At 62.0% G+C, this 16,908-nt stretch carries 15 protein-coding genes; 9 read left to right on the top strand and 6 right to left on the bottom strand.

What is annotated here, in order from left to right; all coding sequences use genetic code 11:
- Nucleotide 1: 1 nt before the first annotated feature.
- A complete protein-coding gene (locus PSV05_RS09815; protein WP_300064539.1) occupies nucleotides 2-3,085 on the top strand; it encodes an efflux RND transporter permease subunit in 3,084 nt (1,027 codons plus the stop codon).
- A gap of 93 nt (nucleotides 3,086-3,178) precedes the next feature.
- Here the strand turns inward: PSV05_RS09815 and PSV05_RS09810 are convergent, their stop codons facing one another.
- From PSV05_RS09810 to ykgO, 5 genes are all read right to left on the bottom strand, one after another.
- Nucleotides 3,179-4,390 carry a TraB/GumN family protein gene (locus PSV05_RS09810; RefSeq protein WP_300064536.1) on the bottom strand — a complete coding sequence of 404 codons (1,212 nt, stop codon included), beginning with the start codon at nucleotides 4,388-4,390 and terminating at the stop codon, nucleotides 3,179-3,181.
- Complete coding sequence (locus PSV05_RS09805; protein WP_300064534.1) at nucleotides 4,383-5,303, bottom strand: carbon-nitrogen hydrolase; 921 nt, start codon at nucleotides 5,301-5,303, stop codon at nucleotides 4,383-4,385. Before PSV05_RS09805 ends, PSV05_RS09810 begins: the two co-directional genes overlap by 8 nt.
- Nucleotides 5,303-6,364 (bottom strand): agmatine deiminase family protein, encoded by a 1,062-nt coding sequence (locus tag PSV05_RS09800; protein ID WP_300064532.1) that lies wholly within the window; start codon nucleotides 6,362-6,364, stop codon nucleotides 5,303-5,305. The genes PSV05_RS09805 and PSV05_RS09800 overlap by 1 nt, the downstream gene beginning before the upstream one ends.
- A gap of 61 nt (nucleotides 6,365-6,425) precedes the next feature.
- Nucleotides 6,426-6,806 carry a hypothetical protein gene (locus PSV05_RS09795; RefSeq protein WP_300064530.1) on the bottom strand — a complete coding sequence of 127 codons (381 nt, stop codon included), beginning with the start codon at nucleotides 6,804-6,806 and terminating at the stop codon, nucleotides 6,426-6,428.
- Between the two features lie 192 nt (nucleotides 6,807-6,998).
- The gene (gene ykgO / locus PSV05_RS09790; RefSeq protein ID WP_057628212.1) at nucleotides 6,999-7,124 is read right to left on the bottom strand and encodes a type B 50S ribosomal protein L36; all 126 of its coding nucleotides are present in this window, start codon (nucleotides 7,122-7,124) and stop codon (nucleotides 6,999-7,001) included.
- 189 nt (nucleotides 7,125-7,313) lie between these two features.
- On the opposite strand from ykgO, the gene cmk reads away from it, so the two are divergent.
- The 8 genes from cmk (at nucleotide 7,314) to galU (ending at nucleotide 15,614) form a co-directional block, all read left to right on the top strand.
- Nucleotides 7,314-8,009, top strand: a complete 696-nt coding sequence (gene cmk / locus PSV05_RS09785) for a (d)CMP kinase (RefSeq protein ID WP_300064525.1) — start codon at nucleotides 7,314-7,316, stop codon at nucleotides 8,007-8,009.
- A gap of 228 nt (nucleotides 8,010-8,237) precedes the next feature.
- On the top strand, nucleotides 8,238-9,926 hold the full coding sequence (gene rpsA, locus PSV05_RS09780; RefSeq protein ID WP_300064523.1) for a 30S ribosomal protein S1: 1,689 nt from the start codon (nucleotides 8,238-8,240) through the stop codon (nucleotides 9,924-9,926).
- Nucleotides 9,927-10,000: 74 nt separating this feature from the next.
- A complete protein-coding gene (locus PSV05_RS09775; RefSeq protein ID WP_300064521.1) occupies nucleotides 10,001-10,303 on the top strand; it encodes an integration host factor subunit beta in 303 nt (100 codons plus the stop codon).
- Nucleotides 10,304-10,349: 46 nt separating this feature from the next.
- Complete coding sequence (locus PSV05_RS09770; protein ID WP_300064519.1) at nucleotides 10,350-10,607, top strand: lipopolysaccharide assembly protein LapA domain-containing protein; 258 nt, start codon at nucleotides 10,350-10,352, stop codon at nucleotides 10,605-10,607.
- Nucleotides 10,608-10,609: 2 nt separating this feature from the next.
- A complete protein-coding gene (gene lapB, locus PSV05_RS09765; protein WP_300064517.1) occupies nucleotides 10,610-11,788 on the top strand; it encodes a lipopolysaccharide assembly protein LapB in 1,179 nt (392 codons plus the stop codon).
- Complete coding sequence (locus PSV05_RS09760; protein ID WP_300064515.1) at nucleotides 11,775-12,779, top strand: hypothetical protein; 1,005 nt, start codon at nucleotides 11,775-11,777, stop codon at nucleotides 12,777-12,779. Before lapB ends, PSV05_RS09760 begins: the two co-directional genes overlap by 14 nt.
- Nucleotides 12,776-14,686, top strand: coding sequence for a nucleoside-diphosphate sugar epimerase/dehydratase (locus PSV05_RS09755; RefSeq protein WP_300064513.1), 1,911 nt, complete (start codon nucleotides 12,776-12,778; stop codon nucleotides 14,684-14,686). Before PSV05_RS09760 ends, PSV05_RS09755 begins: the two co-directional genes overlap by 4 nt.
- 19 nt (nucleotides 14,687-14,705) lie before the next feature.
- Nucleotides 14,706-15,614 (top strand): UTP--glucose-1-phosphate uridylyltransferase GalU, encoded by a 909-nt coding sequence (gene galU, locus PSV05_RS09750; RefSeq protein WP_300064511.1) that lies wholly within the window; start codon nucleotides 14,706-14,708, stop codon nucleotides 15,612-15,614.
- A 71-nt stretch (nucleotides 15,615-15,685) separates the two neighbouring features.
- On the opposite strand, the gene PSV05_RS09745 is transcribed toward galU, so the two are convergent.
- Nucleotides 15,686-16,891: an acetyl-CoA C-acyltransferase gene (locus tag PSV05_RS09745; protein ID WP_300064509.1), complete on the bottom strand. Its 1,206-nt coding sequence runs from the start codon at nucleotides 16,889-16,891 to the stop codon at nucleotides 15,686-15,688.
- Nucleotides 16,892-16,908: the final 17 nt, after the last annotated feature.

Genomic DNA, 16,908 nt, shown 5'->3' with positions numbered 1-16,908 from the left:
AATGAACATCACCGAACTGAGCATCCGTCGCCCGGTCACCACGATCATGATCTTCGTGTCGTTGGTGGTGATCGGGTTGATTGCCGGGTTCCGGTTGCCGCTTGAAGCGCAGCCGGAATCATCGCCGCCGTTCTTCTTCGTGCAACTGCCCTACCAGGGATCCACGCCAGAGGAAGTGGAGCGCAACCTGGTGCGGCCGGTGGAGGAGGCTATCGCCACCATGCCTGGCATCAAGTCGATGAATGCCAGTGCCAGCGCCGATGGCGGTAGCGTGTTCGTGCAGTTCAGCGACTGGGGCAAGGACGTGGCGATTGCTGCATCGGAAGCGCGTGAACGCATCGATGCAATCCGCGACCAGTTGCCGGATGATTTCCAACGCTATTTCGTGCGCCGCTGGAGTACTGGCGACCAGGAAGCCATCAGCCTGCGCCTGACCAGCCAGACCGACCTCACGACACGCGGCGATCTGATTGAGCGCAGCCTCAAGCAGCGCCTGGAGCGATTGCCAGGTGTGGCGCGGGTAGAGGTGGAGGGTGTGCCGAGCCAGGAGGTATTGATCGCGATCGAGCCGGATCGGCTGACCGCGAATGGTGTTGGTCTGAACGAGCTGGTGTCGCGTTTGCAGGCGTCGAACTTCTCGGTCTCGGCTGGGGAGATCACCGATGCCGGGCGTCGATTGCGAGTCCAGCCGAAGGGCGAGTTGGCCGACTTGCAGTCGCTGCGTGACCTGCCGGTTGCCGCCAATGGCACGCGCTTGTCCGACATTGCCGAGGTGATCCTGCAGCCGCAACGGATGAACTACGTGCGGCAGGTGGATGGCAAGCCTGCGGTGGGCGTGGACATCTACAAGGAGCGCGCGGCCAACCTGGTCGAGTTGTCCGGCAACGTCAAACGCGAAATCGACCTGCTGCAAAAGGATCCTGCGATGCGCGGGATCAAGATCGAAGTGACCGACGACCAGGGCGAACAGGTCGTCAGTTCATTGACGGCGCTAGCCGAAGCCGGCGGCATCGGCCTGCTGCTCTCGCTCGCGGTGTTGTATTTCTTCCTGCGCCATTGGCCATCGACACTGATGGTCAGCACCGCCATCCCGATCTGCTTCGTGATTACCCTGGGCTTCATGTACTTTTTTGGCATTACCCTCAACATCATGTCGATGATGGGCCTGCTGCTGGCAGTCGGCATGCTGGTGGACAACGCGGTGGTGGTGGTCGAAAGCATCTACCAGGAGCGTGAGAAATATCCCACGCAACCGCGCCTGGCCTCGGTGATTGGCACCCGCCACGTGGCGATCGCGCTCAGCGCGGGAACCCTGTGCCATTGCATCGTGTTCCTGCCGATGATGTTCGGCGAGAAGAACATGATCACCGTGTACCTGACCCAGTTGGCGGTCACAATCTCAGTATCGCTGCTGGCGTCATGGCTGGTCGCGATCAGCCTGATTCCGATGCTGTCGGCGCGCATGAAGACGCCGCCTGCAGTGAAGTCTCCCTTCATTTCGCGGCTGCAAGCGCGCTATGCAAAGGGTCTGCGCTGGTCGCTGGATCATCGCGGTTGGAGCGTGGCCGGCATCGTGCTGATCAGCCTGCTCAGCATCATCCCGATGAAGATGACCAAGGGCGATTCCGGCAACCAGCAGGATCCTGCCGAGATTTCGATCTACTACCAGTGGCAGGGCTCGTACTCGAAGGAGGAGATGGGCAAGGAAGTCGCCAAGGTCGAACAGTTCATCAACAGCAACCGCAAGCGATTCCATGTCGAGCAGGTCTACAGTCGCTTCAGCGAACAAGGCTGGGCGCAGACCCGGGTTACAGTGGATGCCAAGAGCACAGAGGCCTCCATGAAGATCCAGGACGATCTGCGCAAGGACTTGCCCAAGTCGGCGCGTGCCAATATCGGCATCGGTCGTCAGGGTGGCATGGGCGGCAATGACCAAGGCATCCAGTTCAGCCTGACCGGCGACTCCACCGAAACCCTGAAGGAGCTGGCCGCCGACATCATCCCGATCCTGTCGCGCAGCAAGAACCTGCGCGACGTGCGCGTGGACACCGGCGACACCAACAGCGAACTGTCGGTGAGGGTCAACCGCGAGCGAGCGGCCTCATTCGGCTTCAATGCGCAACAGGTGGCTCAGTTCGTCGGCATGGCGCTTCGCGGAACCTCATTGCGCGCATTCCATCGCGGCGAGGTCGAGATCCCGGTCAACGTGCGTTTCGCGGGTGCGGAGCATTTCGGTGCGGCCGACCTGGAATCGTTCACGGTACGCGCCGCCGATGGCCGCTCGGTGCCATTGCTTGCGATGGTCGATGTCAGCGTGAAACCGTCGTCGACCACGATCCAGCGCATGAACCGGCAGACCATGCTCAAGGTCGAGGCTGGCCTGGTCGGCGATGCGACCATGCCGGATGCTCGCAAGGAAATCGAAGCCACGCTCAAGTCGGTGCAGTTCCCGCCCGGTTACAGCTACACCTTCGATGGCGGCGGGTTCGGCTTCAACATGGATGCCCAGGCGCAGATGATCGGCAACATCGGCATCGCCCTGATCCTGATGTTCATCGTGATGGCGGCCGTGTTCGAATCACTGTTGTTCCCGTTTGCGATCATGAGCTGCGTGCTGTTTTCGATCTTCGGCGTCTACTGGCTGTTCTGGCTGACCGGCACTGAATTCAATATCATGGCCATCATCGGCATCCTGGTGCTGATGGGCGTGGTGGTGAACAACGGCATCGTGATGGTCGAGCACATCAACAACCTCAGGCGGCGCGGGATGAGCCGGACCGATGCATTGGTCGAAGGAAGCCGCGAGCGCCTGCGCCCGATCATGATGACGATGGGTACCGCGATCCTGGCGATGGTGCCGATTGCGCTGTCCAACACCCAGATCGCCGGCGATGGTCCACCGTATTACCCGATGGCGAGAGCGATCGCGGGTGGCCTGGCGTTCTCCACCGTGGTCAGCCTGCTGTTCCTGCCGACCATCTACGCGCTGCTGGACGACCTGCGTAGTGGCAGTGGCAACCTGGTCCGACGCGCGCTCCTCAGCAGGCAACAGCGGCGCGAATTGCGGGCGCAACCAGTCGCATGATTCCGTTGCATCTTTCGTGGGTCGAACCCATTGGTTCGGCTCATGATTTGTTTGACCTGGATTGGCGATGTGGTTCAGGGGCCCGCGTGGCTTCTACAGCAATTTTCCAAGAATCCGTGCACCCGCCATCCACACGCCGATCGCACTGCCGATGTTGGTAAGGATGAATACCATCACCACCCGGCACACACGGTTCCGGTACCAGCCGCCAAGGGTCTGGGCGTCATCGCGCAATGCAAGGAAATCCGGATAGGCTGGCTTGCGCAGGTGCACTTCGACCAAGGCGCTGAACATGCCCGGTGGCAGGCCGGGGCGGAATGGTTTCAGCGGCGCTGAAATCGCTGCGGCCAGGACGCTGAGGATGTGGCCGCGGGCGAGCAGGGCGCCCAGTCCGGCCAGTCCGCCGGTCCATGCCACCCATTGGATCAGCAGTTCGCGGCCCAGTTCGCTGCCGCCACGCGCATAACCCCAGGCAATGCCAGCTGCGATCAATAGCATCAGGACAATTGTGATCCAGGGAATCTTGCGTTTCCTGGTGATGTGCACCAGTTCGTTGGTGATGTCGTCGGGGGTTCGGGTTTCTTCGGCCAGGTAACGCGCCATGCCTTTCAGATGGCCGGCGCCGACCACCGCCAGCACTTGGCTGGCGCCGTCGGTGCGCTCGCGCAGGCGTGCGGCCATGAACTGGTCGCGTTCGTCGATCAGGGTGGCAAACAGCGACGGCGTATCGCGCGCGAATTCACCGAAGCTTGATTCCAGCATGTCGCCTTCCTTCAGACGCTCGATGTCACTTTCGTCGATTTCGTCGCTTGCAAACAAACCGCCGCCAAGCCCGGCGATCAGTTTCATCCGGTCCCACCAGCGCAGTTTCTGCAGGATCCGGCGGAAGGTGATGCCGACATCGCGATCGATCAGTTGCAAGGGTAGGCCACGTGCACTGGCTTCCAATGCGGCAGTCTTGAGTTCCGCGCCGGGCTCGACGTCGAGCTGCTCAGCCAGCCGGCGCTGGTAAGCAGCCAAGGCCAGGTTGGCGGCGAAAGGCGCGATCTTGCGTTCGCGGATCACCTTGACCAGGTCGAGTTGGGCCAATGCATCCGGTTCGGTCAGCGCCTTGTGCCGTTGTTCGTCCAGTTCAACTGCAATCGCATCGAACCTGCCGCTGGCGATCGCCGAACGCACAGCCTCAATACTCGCCTTGGAGATGTGCGCAGTACCTAGCAGTGTGTAATGCACCCCATCGCGTTCGATCTCGATATGCGGCTGGTCGGTCCAGTCGGCGGCCTCTGCCACGAGCGCGTCAGTCACGATAGCGCTTCAGCAGATCTTGGTATGCATCGATACGGCGATCACGCAGGAATGGCCAGATCCGGCGCACGTGTTCGCTGCGCTGCATGTCGACCTCGGCCATCAGGATGGTTGGTTCGCTGCCGGCTTCGGCGATGAATTCGCCTTGCGGCCCAAGTACATGGCTATTGCCCCAGAAATCGATGCCGGATGCCCCCACGGCTTTTTCAGATGCAAGTGGCGATGCTTCATGGCCGACGCGATTGCAGCTGAGCACCGGCAGGCCATTGGCGACCGCATGCCCGCGATGGCTGAGGATCCATGCGTCGCGCTGGCGGTTTTTTTCGGCTTGGTCGTCGCTCGGGTCCCAGCCGATCGCGGTCGGATATAGCAGCAATTCCGCGCCAGCCAACGCCATCAGGCGCGCAGCTTCCGGATACCACTGGTCCCAGCATACCAACACACCGAGTCGACCCACCGAGGTATCGATCGGGTTGAAGCCCAGGTCACCCGGGGTGAAATAGAACTTCTCGTAGAAGCCTGGATCGTCCGGGATGTGCATCTTCCGGTACTTGCCAGCCATGCTGCCGTCGGCGTCGAACACTACGGCGGTGTTGTGGTACAGCCCGACGGCGCGCTTTTCGAATAGTGAACTGACCAGCACCACGCCATGTTGTTTCGCAAGCTTGCCCACGCGTACGGTCGATGGGCCGGGTATTGTTTCTGCCAAGTCGAACTCATCCACCGATTCATGCTGGCAGAAGTACGCGCCGTTGTGCAGTTCCTGCAGCAGCACGAGTTTCGCGCCGCTGGCTGCCGCTTCGGCCACGCGCGTTTCGATGACGGCCAGGTTGGCCTCGGCATTGCCGAAGCCTTGGTCAATGATCGCGTGCTCCTGGATCAGGGCGACGGGAAGTTTGTCGTGTTTGGCCATCAGACCAGTCCTTCGGGTAACTGCATGGTGATGCAGTGCAGGCTGCCGTTCTGCCAGATCAGGGGACGACACGGCACCGGCACGATCTCGCGGTCGGGGAATGCGCGTGCCAGCACTGCAGCAGCATCTGCATCGGCCGGATCGCCGTAAGCGGGCATCAACACCGCGCCATTGATGATCAGGAAATTGGCATAACTGGCGGCAAGCCGGCGGCTTTCACCGTGCTTATCGATGTCGATGATGGGTTTCGCCCATGGCAGCGGAAACAATCGATACGGCAGGCCATCGCGAGTGCGCAGCATCGAGATTTCATCGGCCATCGCCTGCAGGTCGGCATGGTGCGAATCGCTCGGGTCGTCGCAGGCTTGGAACACGATGGAGTCAGCCGAGGCGAAGCGGGCGAGTGTGTCGATGTGTGCGTCGGTATCGTCGCCTTCCAGTGCGCCATGCTCGAGCCAAAGCAACCGGTCCTGATGCAACCAGCCAGCCAGTTTTGCGGTCAGCTGCTCACGGCTACAATCCGGATGACGCTCATGCAGGCAGTGCCAGGTGGTCAGCAGAGTGCCTTCGCCATCGGTTTCGATGGCACCACCTTCCAAAGCAAAATCAATTGCTTGCCGAGTATTTGTAATAAATAACTTCTGCTTGTCGAGGCGCTCGATCAGCTGATCGTCATTGCTCGCATCGAACTTGCCGCCCCAGCCGGTGAAGCGGAAGTCGAGCAGCCTGAAGCCTTCGTTATCGCGCAACCCGCTTTCAATCAATGTAATCGGGCCACTGTCGCGCAGCCAGGTGTCGTCATAGGCCACGGTCACGAAGCGCACGTGATCCATGTCGATCCGGTTCGAGCGCAGGCGTGCATCGGCGTAGGCCTCCACGTCATGGTCGGCCACGCAAATCACTACTGGCTGGAAGCGGGTGATCGCCGCGACCAGCGCGATATAGGTGTCTTCGACGCCGGCCAGATGCTCGACCCAGTCGGTGTCGTCGTTCGGCCAGGCGATCAGCACCGCCGATTGGGGTTCCCACTCGGCGGGGAAACGCACGGATGAATCGGTCATCTTTTTCAGGGCTTGGCGCTCAGGGCGTGCGGCTCATGGCGTGTAGTTCAGTTCGGAGATTTCAGGTCACAGGCGGCTTCGGGCCGATCTCGTTCGGGTCGGCCTTGTTCATCACCACATTGAGGACCTTGGTGCGTTCGAAATACACGACGAAGGCCGGATATACCCAACGGTTGATGGTCGGCCAGACGCGTTTCTGGCCACCGCGCGGGTCCATGCGCTCGGTCGGCGCGCCATAGCGGGCTTCGACCTGGGCCATGCTCATGCCGCGACTTGGCAGTTTGGCTGGTTTTTCCTGCACACGTTCGATCAGCAAGGTGTCGCCGACGACTTGCCGGTCCTGGGCAGATGCGGTAACGCTGATGCCCGGTAGGGCGACGGCGAGCAATATGAAGACTAGCGGTTTTACGGCAATAGCGATGCTGCGGGACAGGCGGTTCATGGCAACACTCCCAAGGCAAGAAGGCGGGTCTTGGATTCTAAGCCGATTCCGTGAACGCACTGCGAGCGCAGCGGCGGCGAGGGCGTGGTTCGAGAATCCCAGAAACAACGAAGGCCGCACATGGCGGCCTTCGCATGCACAACCGGCGAAGGACTCAGCGCTGGCGTGCCTTGGTCATACGCTTTTCGTTTCTCAGCGCTGACGCGCTTTGAAACGCGGATTTGACTTGCAGATGACGAAGATCTTGCCACGACGGCGAACCACCTTGCAGTCGCGGTGACGGGTCTTCGCCGACTTCAGGGAGGACAGAACCTTCATGACAGAACCTCGGCAAAAAATTGAGTGATGGGTGCGCATGCGTGAGCACGACAGCTGCAAACGCGAAGCCGCGCATTCTAACGGGTTATGTGTCGCCGAATCAATAGCTTGTGGCCGGAAGTTTCAGTGAGGCGGACATTGAGCCTTCGAAATGGCATCTGATGCCAGCAAGTTCGCCATAATCACCCGATGCAGACTCCAGCGAACCAGTCCTCGGTGCCCGTCCTCACGATCGATGGGCCCTCCGGCTCCGGCAAGGGCACCATCAGTCGCATCGTGGCCCAGCGACTGGGTTGGCACTACCTGGATTCCGGAGCGCTGTATCGGGCCGTGGGTATCGCTGCCAGTTGGGCGGACCTGGACCTCTCCGACCCTTCCGCGCTGGTGCGCTGCACCTTTGATACCAACATTGGATTTCGCGACGACCCAAGCGGTGAGCCACGGGTGATCGTGAACGGGCAGGATGCCACCGACGAATTGCGTACCGAGACTGCCGGCGGTGCAGCCTCCGCGATTGCCGCGATTCCCGAAGTGCGGGCGGCGCTCAAGGATCGCCAGCGTGCGTTTCGCCAATTGCCGGGGCTGGTGGCCGATGGCCGCGACATGGGCACCGTGATCTTCCCGGATGCCGGGCACAAGGTATTCCTTACGGCCAGCGCCGACGAGCGGGCCGAAAGACGCCATAAGCAGTTGAAGGACAAAGGGGTTTCGGTTACATTGGACGGTCTGCTACGCGAGATTCTCGCGCGTGACGCCCGCGACGCCAATCGCGCGGTGGCGCCTTTGCGGCCGGCCGATGGCGCCGTCCGCATCGACACCACCGGTCTTGGCATCGAGGACGTGGTCGCGCAGGTGCTGGACGTGATGTCCCGCCCTGCCGGCTGATCCGCACGAACCAACCGTCGCAGAACCGTTCCGTGGTCGCATCACCTGCCAGCTATTTGCTGCCAGGACGAGGCGCGCCACGGTTTTCCTTCAACCATCACACATGGCCACGCACTGCACGCAGCATCCGGGCGCAGCGCTTATGCCACACCCAAGGTGGGCCGATGTACGCAGCATGGTGCTGCGACGCGACCCGTGTATCCACTGAGATGTCCAATGAATTCCGTAATGACCGAATCTTTCGCTGAACTGTTCGAACAGAGCCAGGCCTACATCGCCAAGCTCAAGCCTGGCTCCATCGTCAAGGGCATCGTTGTCGAAGTCCGCAACGATGTCGTGGTGATCAATGCCGGCCTGAAGTCCGAGGGCATCGTGCCGATCGAACAGTTCCGCAACGATGCTGGCGAGATCGACGTAGGCGTTGGTGACGAAGTCAAAGTCGCGCTCGACTCCCTCGAGAACGGCTTCGGCGAGACCGTGCTGTCGCGCGAGAAGGCCAAGCGCGCCATGGTGTGGGACGAGCTCGAGGAAGCGCTCGAAGCCAACGCGACCATTGTTGGACGCATCAGCGGCAAGGTAAAGGGCGGTTTCACCGTCGACATCAAGGACGTCCGCGCGTTCCTGCCGGGTTCACTGGTCGATGTGCGCCCCGTGCGCGACCCGGTGTACCTGGAAGGCAAGGAGCTGGAATTCAAGCTCATCAAGCTGGACCGCAAGCGTAACAACGTGGTCGTCTCCCGCCGTGCGGTGGTCGAGAGCGAGCATTCGGAAGAGCGCGAGCAGTTGCTCGAGAAGCTGGTCGAGGGCGCAGTGCTGAAGGGCGTGGTCAAGAACCTCACCGATTACGGCGCATTCGTCGACCTTGGCGGCATCGACGGCCTGCTGCACATCACCGACATGGCCTGGAAGCGAGTGCGCCATCCGTCCGAAGTCGTTGAAGTCGGCCAGGAACTCGATGTGCGCGTGCTCAAGTACGACAAGGAGCGCAACCGCGTCAGCCTGGGCCTGAAGCAGATGGGCGAGGATCCGTGGGACAACATCGCCCGCCGTTATCCCTCCAACACCCGCGTGTTCGGCAAGGTCAGTAACGTCACCGATTACGGCGCATTCGTCGAGATCGAGCCCGGCGTCGAAGGCCTGGTCCACGTGTCCGAAATGGACTGGACCAACAAGAACGTCAACCCGGCCAAGATCGTGCAGGTCGGTGACGACATCCAGGTCATGGTGCTGGACGTCGATGAAGAGCGTCGCCGCATCTCGCTGGGCATCAAGCAGGTCACCAGCAATCCGTGGGAAACCTTCGCTGCGATCCACAAGAAGGGCGACAAGGTTGAAGGCCAGATCAAGTCGATCACCGACTTCGGCATCTTCATCGGCCTGGACGGCGGCATCGATGGCCTGATCCACCTGTCGGACATCACTTGGAACTCCACCGGTGAAGACGTGGCCCGCAACTACAAGAAGGGCGACACCCTGGAAGCAGTGGTGCTGGCGGTTGATCCGGAGCGCGAGCGCATCAGCCTTGGCGTCAAGCAGATGGAACAGGATCCGCTTGGCCAGTTCATGGCAACCAACCCGAAGGGCACCAAGGTCACCGGTACCGTCAAGGAAGTGGACGCCAAGGGCGCGATGATCGACCTGGGCGACGGCGTTGAAGGCTACATCTTCGCGCGCGACGTCGCCGAAGAGCGTGTCGAGGACGCCAGCCAGTTCCTCAAGGTTGGCCAGGAAGTCGAAGCCAAGTTCGTGGGCATGGACCGCAAGGGCCGCAGCCTGCAGCTATCGATCAAGGGCAAGGACGATGCCGAGACTGCCGATGCGATGGTCGAGTACCAGAAGGCCTCCGCCGACGCTGCCAGTGGCACCACCAAGCTGGGCGCGCTACTGCGCGAGCAGCTGAACAGCAAGGCCGAGTGATCCAGTTGGCCTAGTGCATCGTGGCGGCCCGGCTCCAGCCGGGTCGTCGTCTTGTCATGGCCGCAAAAAATTTCATGACCAAGTCCGAACTCATCGAATTGCTGGCCCGGCGCCAGCCGCATCTGAAGGCCGACGACGTCGACCTGTCGGTGAAGGCGTTGTTGCAGATGATGGGCACCGCGCTCGCCAGTGGCGACCGCATCGAGGTGCGCGGGTTTGGCAGTTTTTCCCTGCATTACCGGCCACCGCGTACAGGCCGCAACCCGAAGACGGGTGACGCGGTGGCACTGCCGGGCAAGCATGTCCCGCATTTCAAGCCTGGCAAGGAGCTGCGCGAACGGGTCACCAATGTCGTGCCACTGCCGGCCGACGACTGAGTTGCTGCCAGTCCGTTAAGCTTGCAGGCGAACTTCGGAGTTGCCTATGCGCCTGATTCGCCTCATTGCCGCCATTGCCTGCATCCTGTTGGGTGCGATTATTGGTGCGCTCAATACGCAACCCATTGCACTCGACCTCGGAATGGCCACGATTCGTGCCAGCCTGGGGTTGAGCGTGCTGGTCGCCCTGCTGCTGGGTGTTTTGGTAGGCGGCGGCATTCTCGCGATTGCCGTGGTCGCGCCTTTGCGTCGGCGTTTGCGCCGCGCCGAAAGCGCCATGCGTGCGCCGCGTAGCAAGCCCTGAGCATGGAGTTCCTGGACCAGTGGCTGTGGTACCTGATCTTCATCCCGATGGCCGCGTTGGTGGGTTGGATCATTGGCCGGCGTGGCGGCGAACGGCATAGCAACCATCAGGTCAGCAAACTCTCCACCACCTATTTCCGCGGCCTGAATTACCTGCTCAACGAACAGCCGGACAAGGCAATCGAGTTGTTCCTGCATATCGCCGAGCTGGACAAGGACACCTTCGAGACCCAGGTCGCGCTGGGCCATCTGTTCCGTCGCCGCGGCGAAGTCGACCGCGCGATCCGCCTGCACCAGGCACTGGTGCAGCGTTCGGACCTGAGCGATCCGCAGAAGGTGCAAGCGCTGTTGGCGTTGGGTGAGGACTACATGCGTTCTGGACTGCTGGATCGCGCCGAAACCGTGTTTTCTGACTTGGCCCAAATCGACCAGCGCGCGCCGCAGGCGCTGCGCCACCTGATCGGCATCTACCAGGCCGAGCGCGACTGGGAAAAAGCCATCGAGAACGCCAGCCGTTTCGAAGCAGCCACCGGCGAACCAATGGGCAAGCTGATCGCGCAGTTCGAATGCGAATTGTCGGATCGGCAACGCTCGGCGGGTGACCTGGATGCGGCGCGCGCTGCCATTGTTCGGGCGTATGCGGCGGATTCCACTTCGGTTCGCGCGGGCATCAGCGAGGGTCGAATCGAGACCGATTCAGGCAATCCAGTCGCTGCGATCCGCGCATTCGAGCGCGCGGCGCGCCATGATCCGGATTTCCTGCCGGTGATCCTGCCGGCACTGCTGGCCAATTACGAAGCTATCGGCGAGCGCACTGGCGCCCGCGCGTTCCTTGCCGAGATGTGCGAACACTACCGCGGGATTTCGCCAGTATTGGCGCTCGCACGCATGCTCGAAGCAGAGGAGGGCGTTGGCGTTGCGCGGCAATATCTGGCGCAGCAATTGAAGGATCGACCTTCGGTGCGTGGCGAAGCCGCATTGATCGAGCTCAGCCTGGCCGACGATGCCGACGCCACTGCCACCCTGCACGATCTCAAGCACATTACCGACCAACTGCTGGTTCGCAACCCGAGCTACCGCTGCACCCGCTGCGGTTTTGGCGCACGCAGCCATCATTGGCAATGCCCCAGTTGCAAAGAATGGGGCACGGTGAAGCCGCTGCTGAACTATGCCGTGGTCTGAACCGGCGGTTCTGCTTGCGGCCGGATTGGCGGCAGCGGCTGTGTCCGCGGTGGGAGCAGCATGGGCATTGGGCCATGCGCATCGCCATGGGTTGATCGACGTGCCGGGCGAACGCCGCAGTCATCATGTGGAAACCCCGCGTGGCGGCGGCATCGGCATTGTCATCGCCGGCCTGGGGTGCTTGGTCGCGATGGCTTTGCACGGCACTGGCCATGGTTGGTGGTGGCTGGTCGCAACAGGCTTGGCGCTGGTTGCCGGCATCGGCTGGCTGGACGACCACCGCCCTTTGCCGGTCTGGCCCAGACTGGGCGTGCATGTGTTTTCGGCGTTTCTGCTCGCCGCAGCGCTGCATCTGGGTGGAGCTGGCACGGTGGCATCCCTGGCGGGCTTCGTGCTGGCCCTCGGGCTGGTCAATGCCTGGAATTTCATGGATGGCATCAACGGGCTGGCCACTAGCCAAGCGCTGCTGTGCGGCCTGGCTTTCGCGCTACTACCCGGATTCGCGGCACCCATCCTTGGTATTGCGGTTGCCGGGGCATGCCTGGGATTCCTGCCATTCAATTTTCCACGCGCCAAGCTATTTCTGGGTGACGTGGGGAGTGGCGCGCTGGGTTATCTGGTTGCTGCCCTGGTCGCGCTCGGATTCGTTTCCAGTCCCGCCCGCGACTGGCCGCTGTTGCTGTTGGCGCCACTGGCAATGCTGGTGGACAGTGGCTTGACCTTGTTGTGGCGGATGCATCGTGGCGATCGCTGGTGGCAGGCGCATGTCGAGCACGCCTTCCAGCGCTGGAGCCGAAACAAGGGGCATGTCGTCGTGACGTTGGCATATGGCCTCTGGACGATGATGGCGATTGGGGTCATGCTTTCAGTGTGGGGCAGGCTGGGCAACACGGGTTTGTTGGTGTTCCTGGCTTGCGTGACGGCAGCTGCGCTCGGATGGTGGTGGCTGCATCGGCAGTACGCCAGGCAAACCGAAGGACTCGGGTCATGAGCACATGGAAGGAGCGCTTCAAGTACGGCCTGCCGCGGCTGGCGGTAATCCTGCACGACCTGGTCATGGTCTGGGTATGCTGGCAGGGATTGCACTACATCCGTTACGCGCTGCAACCGCAGCCGCTGCCGCTGGAACCATTTTCCAGCACAGTCCTGATCGTGTTGGTGGCGCAGGGCCTGGTGTCCTGGCAGGTTGGCCTGTATCGCGGACTGTGGCGCTTCGCAAGCGTTCCCGACCTGCTCAACATCTTCAAGGCCAGCCTGATCGGTCTTTTGGCCGTTGTCGTGGGGCTCTTCTTCTATAGCCGGCTAGACCTGGTTTCGCGGGCAGCGTTGTTGTTGTATCCGTTCGTCCTGACTTTGTTGTTGGGCGCCCCGCGCCTGATTTTCCGGGCCTGGAAGGACCAGCGCCTGCTGCGCCTGGACGACTCTGCGGAGCGCGTGTTGATCCTTGGCGCTGGCCAAGCCGGTGAAGCCCTGGTGCGCGACCTGCGCCGCACCGGACGTTACCAGCCGGTGGGCTTCCTGGACGACGCAGTCGCGTTACGCGGTACCCGCCTGCAGGGGCTGCCGGTACTGGGCAAGATCGACGACGTCAGTCGGATCGCACGCGAAACGGCCGTGCAATTACTGGTGATCGCGATGCCGTCGCTGGATGCCACCGCGGTGCGGCGCGTGGTCGGCATCTGTGAGGACAGCGGCGTCCCGTTCCGCACGGTGCCACGGCTGGCCGACCTGCTTGAAGGTCGCTCAATGCCGTGGCAACTGAAGGAAGTCGTGATCGAGGACCTGCTGGGCCGACAGCCAGTGAGCCCCGACTGGAAGGCCATCCGTGGCTGGTTGGGCGGGCGTTCGGTGTTGGTCACCGGCGCAGGTGGTTCAATCGGTTCCGAACTGTGCCGGCAGTGTGCACGGCATGGTGCGCGGCGGATCGCCCTGCTGGAAATGGACGAACTTGCGCTACTGACCGTTGAAGCCAATCTGCGGCGCGACTTTCCCGATATCGAATACGTGTCGGTACTGGGCGATTGCGGCGATCCCGCAGTGATGCGGCACGCGCTCGGCCTGGCCGAGCCCGATGCGGTGTTCCATGCCGCTGCCTACAAACAGGTACCGCTGCTGCAGCGGCAACTGCGTGAGGCTGTCCGCAACAATGTGCTGACCACGGATGTGGTGGCACGCACCAGTCGTGATGCCGGGGTCGGGACCTTTGTATTGATTTCAACAGACAAGGCGGTCGACCCGGTGAATGTGCTGGGCGCCACCAAGCGTTTGGCGGAAATGCTGTGCCAGGCGCAGGTCGACCACCGTTCGACCCGGTTCGTGACCGTCCGCTTCGGCAACGTGCTGGATTCGGCCGGTAGCGTGGTGCCGCTGTTCCGCGAACAGATCAGCCGCGGTGGCCCGGTGACCGTTACCGATCCAGAAGTGACGCGCTATTTCATGACCATTCCCGAGGCTTGCCAATTGATCCTGCAGGCATCGGCAATCGGCGCCCAGCAGGCGGTGTACACCCTGGACATGGGCGAGCCGGTCTCGATTCGCATGCTGGCCGAACAGATGATCCGGCTGGCAGGCAAGCAGCCCGGGCGTGATGTCGCGATCGAATATATCGGTCTGCGGGTGGGCGAGAAGCTGCATGAAACCTTGTTCCACGTCGATGAGCGCTACAGCGCGACCAGTCATCCGAAGATCCTGCAGGCGATGCCTCGCGGGGTGAGCTCCGAGCGCATCGAGCTGGCTGTGAAGGCCTTGCGCGAGGCTTCCGATGCCTACGACCTCGAACGACTTGCGGCAGCCCTGCGCGATGCCGTCCCCGAATTCAATCCCGCCAGCGAAGATGAGCCGGCCCGCAATGCGACCGTGGTGGCATTCCCGGCCCGGCGCAGCCGACTGAATTCATAGAAAACCTGATAGAGCCTGCATGACTGCACAAACCACGAAACGTATCCGCAAGGCCGTCTTCCCGGTTGCCGGCCTCGGCACGCGCTTCCTGCCGGCAACCAAGACGGTGCCGAAGGAGATGCTGCCGATCGTCGACAAGCCGCTGATCCAGTATGCGGTGGACGAGGCTGTGGAAGCAGGCTGCGACACCCTGGTGTTCGTCACCAATCGCTACAAGCATTCGGTGGCCGATTATTTCGACAAGGCATACGAGCTGGAACAGAAGCTCGAACGTGCCGGCAAGCATGAGCAGCTGGAGCTGATCCGCAATGTGTTGCCGCCAGGCGTGCGTGCGATATTCGTGACCCAGTCCGAAGCCTTGGGCCTGGGCCATGCGGTGCTGTGCGCGAAGCCTGTCATCGGCGACGAGCCCTTTGCCGTGCTGTTGCCGGACGATCTGATCTGGAGCCGTGGCGATGGCGCGCTGAAGCAGATGGCCGACCACGCGCAGGCCACCGGCGGCAGCGTGATCGCGGTGCAGGACGTGCCACCCGAGCAGACCGGCAGTTATGGCATCGTTGCCACCAATACCTTCGATGGCCAGGCCGGCCGCATCACCCGCATTGTCGAGAAGCCGAAACCAGCGGATGCCCCCAGCAATCTTGCCGTGGTCGGCCGCTACATCCTGGATCCTTCGATCTTCGACCTGCTGGAAACCACTGGGCAGGGCAGCGGTGGCGAAATTCAGTTGACCGATGCCATCTCATCGCTGCTGTTGCACAAACCGGTCGAGGCATTCCGTTTCCACGGCACCCGCTTTGACTGCGGCACCCACCTCGGTTTGATCGAGGCAACCGTGCGCTACGCGCTGGATCACGAGCTGTTCAGCGAAGCGGCACGCACGTTGATGCAAAACGCTTTGGCTGAGATGGGCGTGCTGGAAACCTGAGCGCGTTTGCTCGGGCGCCGCAAGAAAAACGGGGCCAATGGCCCCATTTTTTTTGACGGCTTTGTCGCGGGCTATAGCGCCTCGAAAATTCCCGCTGCGCCCATGCCAGTACCGATGCACATCGTGACCATGCCGTACTTCTGCTGGCGGCGGCGCATGCCATGCAGGATGGTGGCGGTACGCACCGCACCGGTCGCGCCCAGCGGATGTCCGAGCGCAATCGCACCACCGAGTGGGTTGACCTTCGAGGGGTCCAGCCCGCAGGTGCGGATCACTGCCAACGCTTGTGCGGCGAATGCTTCATTGAGCTCGATCCAGTCCAACTGGTCCTGGGTGAGGCCTGCTTGCCTGAGCGCCTTCGGGATCGCTTCGATCGGTCCGATGCCCATCACTTCCGGACGCACGCCGGCGACGGAGAAGCTGACGAAGCGCGCCAACGGTGTCAGCCCGTAATCCTTGATTGCCTGTTCCGATGCCAGCAGCACCGCGCCTGCACCATCGCTCATCTGCGAACTGTTGCCCGCCGTCACACTGCCGCCGAACTGGCCATTGCGGAACACCGGGCGAAGTTTGGCGAGTCCTTCAAGCGAGGTATCAGGACGCGGCCCTTCGTCGGTATCGACCAGCTTCTCCCTCAAGCGCACGACATTGCCCGCCAGGTCCGGTATGTGCGAGATCACATCGTAGGGGCTGATCTCGTCGCGGAATTCACCCCCGGCAATCGCTGCAAGTGCTTTCTGATGCGAGGCAAAGGCGAACGCATCCTGGTCTTCGCGACTGACCTTCCATTCTGCGGCGACTTTTTCCGCGGTGATTCCCATGCCGTAAGCAATCGCGATGTGGTCGTTGTTGAACACCGACGGCGCCAGCGCGACCTTGTTGCCCATCATCGGCACCATGCTCATCGACTCGGTGCCACCGGCCAGCATCAGGTCTGAATTGCCGAGGCGAATCTGGTCGGCGGCCAGCGCGACCGCCTGCAGGCCGGACGAACAGAAGCGGTTGATGGTCTGCGCCGCGATCGTATTCGGCAGGCCGGCCAGCAGCACACCGATGCGCGCCACGTTCATGCCTTGCTCGCCTTCTGGCATGGCGCAGCCGATGATCGCGTCGTCGATGCGGTTGACGTCGATGCCCGGCGCCTGCGCAATCACGCTACGCAGCACATGCGCCAGCATGTCGTCGGGACGGGTGTTGTGGAACACGCCGCGTGGCGCCTTGCCGACCGGAGTACGGGTGGCGGCGACGATGTAGGCGTCCTGGATTTGTTTGGTCATGTCTGTATGTCCTGTGT

It is taken from the genome of Thermomonas sp. (assembly GCF_029945965.1).
GTDB lineage: Bacteria > Pseudomonadota > Gammaproteobacteria > Xanthomonadales > Xanthomonadaceae > Thermomonas.
Note: the sequence above shows the minus strand (reverse complement) of the source record. Positions and strands in the feature narration are given on the sequence as shown.